The 11,813-nt window shown below is 68.0% G+C and carries 7 protein-coding genes and 2 pseudogenes; 2 read left to right on the top strand and 7 right to left on the bottom strand.

The annotated features are described in order from the left end of the window. The first annotated feature begins 153 nt into the window (after window positions 1-153). Window positions 154-366, top strand: a complete 213-nt coding sequence (locus tag M0765_RS12020) for a hypothetical protein (RefSeq protein WP_157611880.1) — start codon at window positions 154-156, stop codon at window positions 364-366. 31 nt (window positions 367-397) lie between these two features. Here the strand turns inward: M0765_RS12020 and M0765_RS12025 are convergent, their stop codons facing one another. The 6 genes and pseudogenes from M0765_RS12025 to M0765_RS12050 form a co-directional block, all read right to left on the bottom strand. Beyond that, on the bottom strand, window positions 398-2,497 hold the full coding sequence (locus tag M0765_RS12025; protein WP_258503878.1) for a primosomal protein N': 2,100 nt from the start codon (window positions 2,495-2,497) through the stop codon (window positions 398-400). A gap of 453 nt (window positions 2,498-2,950) precedes the next feature. After that, complete coding sequence (gene hemE, locus M0765_RS12030) at window positions 2,951-4,057, bottom strand: uroporphyrinogen decarboxylase (protein WP_258503879.1); 1,107 nt, start codon at window positions 4,055-4,057, stop codon at window positions 2,951-2,953. Between the two features lie 347 nt (window positions 4,058-4,404). Next, window positions 4,405-5,775 (bottom strand): MFS transporter, encoded by a 1,371-nt coding sequence (gene tcuC / locus M0765_RS12035; protein WP_258503880.1) that lies wholly within the window; start codon window positions 5,773-5,775, stop codon window positions 4,405-4,407. Window positions 5,776-5,889: 114 nt separating this feature from the next. Next, on the bottom strand, window positions 5,890-6,582 hold the full coding sequence (locus M0765_RS12040; protein ID WP_258503881.1) for a redoxin domain-containing protein: 693 nt from the start codon (window positions 6,580-6,582) through the stop codon (window positions 5,890-5,892). Window positions 6,583-6,675: 93 nt separating this feature from the next. Further along, window positions 6,676-8,845, bottom strand: a pseudogene (locus tag M0765_RS12045) (protein-disulfide reductase DsbD family protein). A 109-nt stretch (window positions 8,846-8,954) separates the two neighbouring features. Beyond that, the gene (locus M0765_RS12050) at window positions 8,955-9,704 is read right to left on the bottom strand and encodes an alanyl-tRNA editing protein (protein WP_258503882.1); all 750 of its coding nucleotides are present in this window, start codon (window positions 9,702-9,704) and stop codon (window positions 8,955-8,957) included. 136 nt (window positions 9,705-9,840) lie between these two features. Here M0765_RS12050 and M0765_RS12055 point away from each other — a divergent pair. Next, a pseudogene (locus M0765_RS12055) lies at window positions 9,841-11,204 on the top strand (PQQ-dependent sugar dehydrogenase). Between the two features lie 19 nt (window positions 11,205-11,223). Here the strand turns inward: M0765_RS12055 and M0765_RS12060 are convergent. Further along, window positions 11,224-11,787 carry a GNAT family N-acetyltransferase gene (locus tag M0765_RS12060; RefSeq protein WP_258508237.1) on the bottom strand — a complete coding sequence of 188 codons (564 nt, stop codon included), beginning with the start codon at window positions 11,785-11,787 and terminating at the stop codon, window positions 11,224-11,226. Window positions 11,788-11,813: the final 26 nt, after the last annotated feature.

Genomic DNA, 11,813 nt, shown 5'->3' on the forward strand with positions numbered 1-11,813 from the left:
TAGCAGGCGGGCATGCAGTCAACCGCTTTTTCAGATTATTTCCGATTCGCGTGTAGGCCATAAGCCATAGCTATCGTTACCACTACAGATGAGTGCTTGTGTTTTCAAAACACTGCTAAAGTGTTTGCAAATCAAAGTATGTATGGGGGCACTATGGCAATACTTGTTCGTATTCTGCTGTGGCTGGCCTGGGTCGCCAGCGTGGGCTGGTTGTGGCATGCCGACACCCTCGGCACCGCCACCTCGCTCGCGTTGGGCGCCTTGAGCCTGGTGGTGTTCGCATGGCCCGGAAGCATCGCTCGGCGGCGCAGCAGCGAGCTGCGCTACGTCGACATGGGCAAGGAGCCCGCGGGCCTGCACCACTGACAAAGGCCGGCCTCGGTAAAAGGCCGCTGCCTCAAATGCTGTGCGGGTCGACGTCGACCAGCCAGCGGATCACGCCCTTGCCCTCGGGCGTGCGCCGCAACGCGTGCAGCAGCGGCTGCCAGGCTGCCAGCAGGCGCTGCAGCGCGGCGCGCGACGGGCTTTCGATCAGCATCTGCGCCCGTTCCACATTGGCCACGCGCTGAATGGCCAGCGGCACTGCGGGGTAGCGCAGCACGCGGTCGGCGCCTTCGAGTGCATCGGCCGCGGTGCTCGCCGCATTCAAGAAGGCCTGCGCGGCTTCCTGCGAGCGCGCATCGGCGCGCAGCAATGCCTGGAATGCAAACGGCGGCATGCCGGCCGCGGCGCGCTCTTCGAGCTGCTGCCGCGCGAAAGCGGCGTAGTCGTGCCTTCGCAGCGCGGCAAAGAGCGGATGCTGCGCATGGTGCGTCTGGATCCACATCTCGGCCGTGGCGCCTTGCGCTGCCAGGTACGCGGCGTCGCGCCCCGCGCGTCCGGCCGATTGCATCAGCAGGCTGAACAGCCGCTCGGGCGCGCGAAAGTCGCTGGAGAACAGCGCGCCGTCGGGGTTCACGGCGGCCACCAGCGTGATGCGCCGGAAGTCGTGCCCCTTGGCAATCATCTGCGTGCCGACCAGCACGTCGACCTCGCCCGAGTGCACCGACGCGAGCTGCGATTCGAGTGCGCCCTGCTTCTTGGTGCTGTCGGCATCGATGCGCGCAATGCGCACCGCGTTGCCGTCGGGCCGCTTCACGCTGGCGAACAGCTCGGCCAGGTGCTCTTCGAGCCGCTCGGTGCCGCGGCCCACCGGCGCGATGTCGGGGTTGCCGCACGCCGGGCAGGCGCGCGGCACGCGCTCGGTAAAGCCGCAGTGGTGGCAGCGCAGCGTGCGATCGATCTTGTGGAACACGCGGTAGGCGCTGCAGTGCGGGCATTCGCTCTTCCAGCCGCAATCGGCGCAGGCCAGCACCGGCGCATAGCCGCGGCGGTTCAAGAACACCATGCTCTGTTCGCCGCGCGCAATGCGCTGGCCGATGGCGTCGAGCAGCGCGGCCGAGAGCACGGTCTTGGGCGGCTGCAGGTTCATGTCGACCAGCCGCACGGCGGGCAGCTCGCCGGCGCCGATGCGCGAGGGCATGGCCAACCGCACGTAGCGCCCGCCCGGGTCTTCGCCCTCGGCGGGGCGGCTCTGGTGCCAGCTCTCGAGCGACGGCGTGGCCGAACCGAGGATGACTTTCGCGCCCTCGCGCTGGCCGCGCCACACGGCGAGGTCGCGCGCCGAATACCGTGCGCCTTCCTGCTGCTTGTAGCTGGGGTCGTGCTCTTCGTCGACCACGATGAGCCTGAGCCCCGGCATCGACGCGAACACCGCCATGCGCGTGCCCAGCACGATGCGCGCGGCCCCGCTGTGCGCCGCAAGCCAGCTTGCGAGCCGCTGCGGGTTGGTCATGCCGCTGTGCAGCGACACCACCGCGTCGTCCCCGAAGCGTGCCTTGAAGCGGGCTTCGAGCTGCGGCGTGAGGTTGATCTCGGGCACCATCACCAGCGCCTGCGCGCCGGCGTCGCGCGCGAGCAGGTCGGCCACGCAGCGCAGGTACACCTCGGTCTTGCCGCTGCCGGTGCTGCCAACCAGCAGGAAGGTGCCTGTCTCGGCCTCGATGCGCGCGAGGGCTGCGGTTTGCTCCGGGCTGAGCGCGATCAGGTTGGCGGCTTCGGCGGTCTCGGCCACCGGCCCGGTGGTGGTCTTGCGCTTGAGGCGGCGTGCCAGTTGCGTGCCGGTCAGGTCGCGCAACTGCGGCGGCAGGGCCGCGAGCGCGATCTCGCCGATCGAGCGCTGGTAGTACCGCGCGGCAAAGGCGACGAGATCGCGCCAGGCTTCGCCGAGCGGCGCGAGCGCATCGAGCGCCGCACCCACGGGCTTGAGCGCCATGTCGGGCTCGGCGCCCTCCAGCGAGCTGGGGTCGTTCCAGACCACGCCCAGCACTTCGCGCCGGCCCAGCGGCACCCGTGCCAGCGTGCCGGGGGCGAGCGGCGCCGCGCTGGCGTAGCTCAGCAGATCGCCAAGCGCCGCGTGCGCCGGCGTTTGAACGGCGATGTCGAGCCGCCAAGCCATCGCGGCGGGCGTGTTCGCCGGCGCTGCCGGGGTTTCCGGGGCAGGGCTGCTGGCGGTGGAAATGGGCGTCTCTGTTGGCAAGGTTTGTTAATGCGACTTTGAGCAAAATCACTTAAGTCGTTGATTTTCCTGTGCTTTGAAGCTCATCCAGAGATTCTGTGGATAACTTTGTTGACAACAGGGCTCGACACGCCGCGGAGCCTTGAAAATCAAGCGTCTGACTGGATTGCCCTCAAAAAAGCAAAGTTCAAATCCTATATAAATCAACCACTTACGCACGCTACTTGTTTAGGAGCAAAGAGGGGCCCGCCTCAGATAATCTTGCGCAGTGCAGCACGTGTTTTGTGCATAAGTCGGGCCTCCTACACCGTTTTTACGCTTGACAAACGGCTGCGAACTGCTTTTCAGGGAAAACCAGTTCGCCGACGCGCGCAGGCCCGTCGGGTAACAGTTTCAACCGCGCAGCGCGCGGGATTGTGCGTGCACCGCCTGCACCAGCGCTGCCACGTGGTCCGGCGGGGTGAACTGGCTGATGCCGTGGCCCAGGTTGAAGATGTGGGTCGGCCCCTTGGCCGAGCCGGCGTGCGGCTTGCCGAAGGCCTGGAGCACCTTGGCCACCTCGGCCTCGATCTGCGCCGGGGGCGCGAACAGCACGTTGGGGTCGATGTTGCCCTGCAGGGCCTTGGCCTTGTCGTCATTGCCTTCGCCGACCAGGCGGCGCGCGGACGCAAGGCTCACGGTCCAGTCGACGCCGAGCACTTCGCAGTCGAGCTCGCGCATGGCTTCGAGCCACAAGCCGCCGCCCTTGGTGAACACGATGCGCGGCACGGGCTGCCCATCGGCGCCATTGCGCTTCAGGCCGGCCAGCACGCGTGCGGTGTAGGCAAGGCTGAATTCCTGGAATGCGCCATCGGCGAGCACGCCGCCCCAGCTGTCGAACACCATCACGGCCTGCGCGCCGGCGTCGATCTGCGCATTGAGGTAGGTGGCCACGGAGTCGGCGTTGACCGCGAGCAGGCGGTGCATGAGGTCGGGGCGGCTGTAGAGCATGCTCTTCACGAGCCGGTAGTCGCTGGAGCCTGCGCCCTCGACCATGTAGCAGGCGAGGGTCCAGGGGCTGCCCGAAAAGCCGATGAGGGGCACGCGGCCATCGAGGGCCTTGCGGATCGACGCCACGGCATCGAACACGTAGCGCAGCTTGGCCATGTCGGGCACTTCAAGCGCGGCAACGGCGGCCTCGTCGCGCACAGGCCGTGCAAAGCGCGGGCCTTCGCCGGCCTCGAACGAAAGGCCAAGGCCCATGGCGTCGGGCACGGTGAGGATGTCGGAGAAAAGAATGGCGGCATCGAGCGGATAGCGCTCGAGCGGCTGCAGGGTGACTTCGGTGGCGTAGTCGGTGTTGGTCGCCAGCCCCATGAAGCTGCCGGCCTTGGCGCGGGTGGCCACGTACTCGGGCAGGTAGCGACCGGCCTGGCGCATGAGCCAGACGGGGGTATGGTCAGTGGCCTGGCGCCAGCAGGCCCGCAGGAAAGTGTCGTTTTGCAATGGGGCGAAAGGCATTGCCCGATTGTCGCAGGGGAGGGGACTTTGCTTTTGCTGCTTGTGGGGGCTGTTTGTTCGGGGCTGCTGTTCAGGGCGCGTGCACAGGCCACCGGGTACTCCCCTCCGCGAATGTCCCCCGCCTTCGGCTCCTCCTTTATTTCGCTGCGGGGAGCACCCGATGCCCTGTGCACACCGGGCGCTGCGATTGTTCCGCTCGATCAACCACCGCTCTGTGCAACGCTCACGTCGATGGGGTGCCTTGCGCAGCGAAATAAAGGAGGAGGCCGCAGGCCGGGGGACATTCGCGGAGCAAGGTACCCCGTCGGCGGTGCGCGCCCTGAACCGACAAGCGCAAGAACCAGAATTCAGACCACCGGCACCCGCACCGAATCCGCAGGATTCACCTGGCGCCGATACAGCAACAACGTGGCGACCAGCCCGCAGACGGCCGCCGCGGTCATCCACAAACCCGGTGCGCCCTTGTCGCCCGTCATCTCGATCAGGCCCGTGGCAATGGCCGGCGTGAATCCGCCGAACAGCGCGGTGGCCAGGCTGTAGGCCAGCGAGAAGCCGGCGGTTCGCACGTTGACCGGCATCACCTCGGTGAGCGCCACCACCATCGCGCCGTTGTAGCTCGCGTAGAGGAACGACAGCCACAGTTCCACTTCGAGCATGCGCGCGAAGCTCGGCGCGCCTACCAGCCACTTGAGCGAGGGGTACGCGGTCAGGATGGTCAGCGCCGTGAACAGGATCAATAGCGGCTTGCGGCCCACGCGGTCCGAGAGCGCGCCCATGATCGGCAGCCAGATGAAGTTGGAGATGGCCACGCACAGCGTGACGACCAGCGCATCGGTCGTGCTCAGGTGCAGCACCGACTTGCCAAAGGTCGGCGTATAGACCGTGATCAGGTAGAACGACACCGTGGTCATCGACACCAGCATCATTCCCGCGACCACCAGGCCCCAGTTGGCGATCATCGACTGGAAGATTTCGCGCGCATCTGGGCGGTGCTTGCGTGCCATGAACTCCTCGGTCTCTTGCAGCGAGCGGCGAATGACGAACAGCACCGGCACGATCAGGCAGCCGACGAAGAACGGAATGCGCCAGTAGAAGTCGCCGATTTGCTGCGAGGTGAAGGTCACATTCAGCCAATAGCCGAGCGCTGCCGCCACGATGATTGCCACCTGCTGGCTGGCCGACTGCCAGCTCACGTAAAAGCCCTTGCGCCCCGGCGTTGCCATTTCTGACAGGTAGACCGAGACACCGCCCAGCTCCACGCCGGCCGAGAAGCCCTGCAGCAGCCGGCCGACCAGCACCAGCAGCGGCGCCGCGAAGCCGATGGTCGCGTAGGCCGGCACGCAGGCGATGAGCAGGGTGCCCAGCGCCATCAGCGCGAGCGTGACGATCAGGCCCTTGCGGCGGCCGACGCGGTCGACGTAGGCGCCAAGAAAAATCGCGCCCAGCGGCCGCATCAGGAAGCCCGCGCCGAAGGTCATGAAGGTCAGCATCAGCGATGCGAACTCGTCGCCCGCCGGGAAGAAGGCCTTCGAGATCTGCGTGGCGTAGAAGCCGAACAGGAAGAAGTCGAACATCTCCATGAAATTGCCGCCCGTCACGCGCAGGACGGTGGCGAATTTCGAGGAGGAGGAGGACGTCGAAGCAGCGGCGGCGGCGGCGGTGCCTGGAGCGGCGCGGGCGGCCGGGCCCGGTTGCGCGGCGGTGTGCGCAGGATTCATTTCGTTGTCCCCTTGGGCGAAGTAGTTCGCCCAAGGGTAGGCCGGGGTTCCCGACCGCTGCCTGACCAGTGCGGTCAGGTACCTGTCACTGCCGGCTTTTACTTCAGGTCTTTTTCAGGTCTTGTATTTGACCGAGCAGCCGTACGGCCGCGTCGAGGCTGCCGAGATCGGCTTGCCGCCGAAAGCTTCGCCGAGCGCCTGGTTCACGTAGTTGGTCGCGCTCTTGATGTCGTCGGGCCGGGCCGAGGCAATGCTGTCGATGCCGCCCGCGTACACCAGCACGCCCTTGGGGTCGATGATGAAGATGTGCGGCGTGGTGCGCGCGCCGTAGGCCTGGCCGATCACGCCGTCTTCGTCCATCAGCACCGCGGTGGGCGCGGCCTTTTGCGACTTCATCCATGCGTCGAGCGCGGCGGGCTGCAGGTAGTCGCTGGCTGCGCGCTCGGTGGAGTTGACCGACAGCCACACCACGCCCTTGGCCGTGGCCGACTTTTGCGTGGCGGGCATGTTGCCGCTGTTGTAGTGCTTGCGCACGAACGGGCAGCCCGGGTTGGTCCACTCGAGCACCACGAACTTGCCGGCAAAGTCGGAGAGCTTGTGCTTGGCGCCGCTGGTGTCCACGGCAACGAAATCGGGCGCCTGCTGGCCCACGGCAGGCGCTGCAAAGGCGTTGTTGCCCATCAGGAAGGTGGCGCCGAGCGCCACGGCCGCGGCCACGACGGCGCGGCGCGAGGCGCGGGTGAGGGCGGCGCGGGCGTGGCGCGCGGCACGAATGGAACGCGAGTCGGACGATGGCGAAAGTGACATGGCCAGCTTGAACTCCAAATAAAAAAACAAACAACGGCGACAGCTTAGGCCGCTTTTCTCAAGTGCATGTGACAACCCATGTCACGCCGGGGGTCAAAGCGCGGCCAGCGCTGCGCGAACCTCGTCCTTGCCCAGGATTTCGGTCAGTACGACCGGCGGCTTGCCGGGCGCCTGCAGCACATACAGCGGCACGCCGCTGCGCCCGAGCGAGGTCAGCGCCGCGGTAATTGCGGGGTCGCGGCGCGTCCAGTCGGCGCGCAGCATCGCGACCTTCTTGCCGTCGAAGTCGGCCAGCACCTCGGCATCGGCCAGCGTGGCTTTCTTGTTGTACTGGCAGGTCACGCACCAAGCGGCCGTGAAGTCGATGAACACCGGCTGCCCCGCGCCCGTGAGCTCGGCTACGCGTTCGGCCGACCAGGGCTGCCAGCGCTGGCCGGTGCTCATTGGAGGAGGACGCGAGCTTGGCCGGCTCCACCGTCTGCAGCACGTTGCGCCCGATGGCCGCGGTGAGCACCGCGGTAAAGGCGACCAGCACCGTGGCAATGACCAGCCGCGTGCGGCCGCGCAGCGTCAGCGCCCAGACGATGGCGGCCATGCACACCAGCAGCGCGAGCAGCGTGCCCGCGCCGTCGATGCCGCTTTGCTGCCCCAGCACCCAGACCAGCCACGCCACGGTCGCGAACATCGGAAACGCCAGCAGCCGGCGCAGCGTGTTCATCCACGGTCCGGGCTTGGGCAGCAGCCGCGCAATGGCCGGAACGAAGCCCGCCACCAGGTAGGGCAGCGCCAGCCCGAGGCCCAACGCCGCGAACAGCAGCAGGGCCTGCGCGGCGGGGAGGCCGATGGCAAAGCCGAGCGAAACGCCCATGAACGGCGCGGTGCAGGGCGAAGCGATCACCACCGCCAGCACGCCGGAAAGAAAGTCGTTGGCGATCGGGTGCTTGGCCTGGGCGGAACACACCGACAGCGGTGCCGCGCGGCCGAACTCGAAAACGCCCGCAAGGTTGAGGCCGATGAGCGTGAACAGCGCCGCCAGCGCCGCCACCACGGCCGGCGATTGCAGCTGGAAGCCCCAGCCGAGCTGGGCCCCCGCCGCGCGCAGCGCGAGCATGGCGCCGCCCAGCGCGAGAAACGAGAGCATCACGCCGCCCGTGTAGGCCAGGCCCGCCGTGCGGTGGGCGCTGCGGTTGCCCGCCTGCCGCGCGAAGCCCAGCACCTTGATGGCCAGGATGGGAAACACGCAGGGCATGAGGTTGAGCAGCAGGCCGCCGAGCACGGCGCCCAGCAGCGCGACGACAAAAGTGCCGGCGGGCTGGGCCGGCAAGTCCGCGGGCGGCGCGGGGGCGGCAGCCGCATTCGCCGCATTGGCGGCAAGCGCGGCCTGCAGCGCGGGCGAAACCTCGGCGCGCGGCGCGGTGGTCGGCCAAGTGCCGCTGACCGGCGCCTCGGTACGCCAGGCCACCGGCTGGCCGGGCTGCCGGTCGCCTTCGGCCAGCGTCACCACCAGCGGCAAGGTGGTGGGGCTGGCGCTGCGCTGGTCGGCCAGCGGCAAGGTGGCGGTCCAGGTGCCGCCCTGCCAGCTTTGCGTCCAGTCCTTGCCCGAGACCGCCGCGGTGCGGATCAGTTCGGGCGTTTCGGGGAAGAAGCCAAGGGTCTTGCCCTGCGCGGCCGCGGGCAGGTCTTCGAGCCGCACCTGCAGGTTGTTGCCGCTGACTTCCACGGTGCCCGGCTTGTCGAGCGGCTGCGGCTGTGCGGCCTGGGCCGCGTCGAACTCGGCCTTGTGCAGCGCGGTCGAGCCCTGCAGCGGCAGGGCCAGCGTGAACTCGCCTTCCTCGGGAATGCATTCCTTGCGGCACACCAGCCATGTGGCCTTCAGGCGGATGTCGAGGCCCGAGGCGCCTGTGCCCAGCGCCAGCGGCGGCTTGAAATTGCTCGACACCTCGAGCGGCACCGGCAGCAGCACCGTGCCCTCGTAGCCGTAGTTGGCCAGGTTGCCGATCGGGATCTTCTTCGGCACCGGCCAGGCGATCTCGCCGGCGGCGACGCCCGCCGGGAGCGTCCAGTTCAACTCGGTCGGCAAGCCGGAATCGCCGGCGTTCTTCCAGTAGGTGTGCCACTCGGGCTGATGGGTGATCTGCAGCCCGACCCAGACCGGTGCGCCCGGGGACACGCCGTTGGGCGCATGCGCGACCAGTTCGGCGCGCACGTGGGGGGTGGTGACGACAGCACCTGGCTTGGAGGCCAATTGCGCTGCGGCCGGCATGCAGGCTGCGGCGGTTGCTACCAGAAACGTAGCTAAATGAAAGCGGGAGAGGATCATGCCGATCAGTCGGAGCGGGCGGGCGGTGCGAAGTTCCGGGCAGTATGGGCGCTCAAGCGGCCCAGCCCAGCACCACGCGGCGGCTGTTGGCGCTCTTTTTCTCGATCTTGGTGACCATCACCGCGCCAATCTCGGCAGTGTTTGCAACATGCGTGCCGCCGCAAGGCTGAAAGTCGATCTGCGCCTCGCCCTCACCGCCGATGCGAATGGTGCGCACCGTGCCCGTGCCGCGCGGCGGCTGCACGCTCATGCTCTTCACCAGCGCCGGGTTGGCGTCGAGCTCTTCGTCGGTGATGGCGCCCACGGTCAGCGGATGGGCCGCTCGCACCAGCCGCGCGAGGCCGGCGGTCAGCGCTTCCTTGTCGAGCGGGTCGGTCATGTGGAAGTCGATGCGCGCGTAGTCGGGCGTGATCGAGCAGCCGTTCACGGGCACCGGCACCAGGTGGCACAGCAGGTGGCTGGCGGTGTGAAAGCGCATCAGCCGGTGGCGGCGCTCCCAGTCGAGGCGCGCGGTGACTGTATCGCCCGGCTTCAAGGCAGCCAGCAGTTCGGCCTGTTCGGGCGCGGGCACGTGAACGAATTCGCTGGTGGCCTGGCCTTCTTCATTCTTGGCCTTGCGGGTGTCGGCGATGACGACTTCCCGGCCGTCCGCCAGCGCCAGCACGCCCGCGTCGCCGGCCTGTCCGCCGCCGAGCGGATAGAACACGGTACGGTCCAGCACGATGCCGGAGTCGTCGATGCGCAGGATGCGGGCTTCGCAGGCGCGCAGGTACGCGTCGGCGCGGAACAGGTCGTCGGTCATGCGGCGATGGTAGCGGCGATGCGTGAATGAGGTGCGCCCACGCCAAAAAGCGCCCATGACCGACAGTCCCCGCGGGTGCCGTCCGCATGATCTGTCCGGATGCGGCCTGGTTGCCGCAAACAACCAAGGAGAGCGAATGAAGGTCCCTGGCATCGCCGTTTCCTCGCTGGCCTCCAAGGCCACTGTGACCGCAGCAGTCGCCGCCGCGCTGGCGCTGGCCGGCTGCGGTGAAACCGCCAAGGTGGCGCCCGAAGCCACCGTCGGGCCGCGCCCGCAGTTGGCCGAGCCCAACAAGACGCTGATTCCCACCGTCAACGTGGCCACCGCCGTGGGCTGGGCCGATGCCGCCGCCCCGAAGCCCGCCACGGGCTTGCGCGTGCAGGCGCTGGCGCGCGGGCTGGACCATCCGCGCTGGGTGTACACCCTGCCCAACGGCGACGTGCTGGTGGCCGAAAGCAACAAGCCCCCAAACCGGAAGGCGCCGACAGCAACAGCGGCCCCATGGGCAAGATCCGCAAATGGGTCATGGACAAGGTCATGAGCCGTGCCGGTGCCGGCGTGCCCAGCCCCAACCGCATCACGCTGCTGCGCGATGCCGACGGAGACGGCGCCGCCGAAGTGAAGCAGGTGTTCCTGTCGAACCTGAGCTCGCCGTTCGGCATGGCGCTGGTCGGCAATGAGCTTTTCATTGCCAACGCCGATGCGCTGGTCAAGGTGCCGTACACCGAAGGCCAGACCGCGGCGAGCGCTGCGCCCACAGTGGTGACGCCGCTGCCCGCGGGCATCAACCACCACTGGACCAAGAACGTGATTGCCAATGCGGAGGGCACCAAGCTCTACGTGACCGTGGGCTCCAACAGCAACATCGGCGAGAACGGGCTGGCGGCCGAAGAAGGGCGTGCCGCCATCTGGGAGGTGGACGTGAAAAGCGGCGAGAAGCGCCTGTTTGCGAGCGGCCTGCGCAACCCCAACGGCCTGGCCTGGCACCCGGAGACCAAGGAGCTCTGGACCGTGGTCAACGAGCGCGACGAGATCGGCAGCGACCTGGTGCCCGACTACCTTACCTCGGTGAAGGACGGCGCCTTCTACGGCTGGCCCTGGAGCTATTTCGGCAACCATGTGGATGCGCGCGTCACGCCGCCGAACCCGCAGATGGTCGCCAAGGCCGTCGCGCCCGACTACGCCCTGGGCTCCCATGTCGCGCCGCTCGGCCTGGTCTTTTCGGACGGCCGCGGCATGCCGCCGCAATTTGCGAGCGGTGCCTTCATCGGCGAGCACGGCTCGTGGAACCGCAAGCCGAAGTCGGGCTACAAGGTGGTGTTCGTGCCCTTCACCGGCGGCAAGCCGAGCGGGCCTCCGGTCGATGTGCTGACCGGTTTTCTCTCGGCGGACGAAAAGGCGCAAGGCCGGCCCGTGGGCGTGGCGCTCGACAAGAGTGGCGCCCTGCTGGTGGCCGACGATGTGGGCAACGTGGTCTGGCGCGTGTCGGCCGCGAAGTAGCGGCCGGCGCCGTTCGTGCTCATCGGCGTTGCTGCGGCGGCCGGCCGATGCGGTAGAGCCGGTGCCGGCGCAGCGCATGCCCCTCGGGCAGCGCAGGGTGGTCGAAGGCGCCGGCCACGTCTTCATGCATGCCGATGCGCTCCATCACTGCGGCCGACCGAAGGTTGCCGACGGCGGTGAATGCCACGATCTCGTCGAAGCCGAGCCGTTCGAAACCGATCTGCAGCGCGCCGCGCGCAGCCTCGCTCGCAAACCCCTGGCGCCACCACTTTCTGCCGAAGCGCCAGCCGATCTCCACGCAGGGTGAGAAGGGCAGCGCCGCCAGCGGCACGTTCAGGCCCGTGAAGCCGGCGAATTCGCCCGAGTCCTTGTGCTCGACGGCCCAGAAGCCCCAGCCGTTCTCGTCGATGCGAGCCTGGAGGCGCTCGGCCAGTGCATCGCTGTCGGCCCGCGTGGGAAGCGGCAGCAGAAATGCCATGACTTCCGGGTCGGACGCGAGCGCGGCAAAGGGCGCGAGATCGCTCTCGCGCCACTGCCGCAGCCGAAGGCGCGGGGTTTCGAATTCGATCAGGGGCGGGGTCATGCTGTCGGCCATGCGGCCGATTGTGC

Source organism: Variovorax sp. S12S4, assembly GCF_023195515.1.
Lineage (GTDB): Bacteria > Pseudomonadota > Gammaproteobacteria > Burkholderiales > Burkholderiaceae_C > Variovorax.

Coding starts and splice junctions, on each gene's coding strand:
- M0765_RS12020 (WP_157611880.1), top strand. CDS start 154: ATGGCAATACTTGTTCGTATTCTGCTGTGGCTGGCCTGGGTCGCCAGC.
- M0765_RS12025 (WP_258503878.1), bottom strand. CDS start 2,497: ATGGCTTGGCGGCTCGACATCGCCGTTCAAACGCCGGCGCACGCGGCG.
- hemE (WP_258503879.1), bottom strand. CDS start 4,057: ATGCCTTTCGCCCCATTGCAAAACGACACTTTCCTGCGGGCCTGCTGG.
- tcuC (WP_258503880.1), bottom strand. CDS start 5,775: ATGAATCCTGCGCACACCGCCGCGCAACCGGGCCCGGCCGCCCGCGCC.
- M0765_RS12040 (WP_258503881.1), bottom strand. CDS start 6,582: ATGTCACTTTCGCCATCGTCCGACTCGCGTTCCATTCGTGCCGCGCGC.
- M0765_RS12050 (WP_258503882.1), bottom strand. CDS start 9,704: ATGACCGACGACCTGTTCCGCGCCGACGCGTACCTGCGCGCCTGCGAA.
- M0765_RS12060 (WP_258508237.1), bottom strand. CDS start 11,787: ATGACCCCGCCCCTGATCGAATTCGAAACCCCGCGCCTTCGGCTGCGG.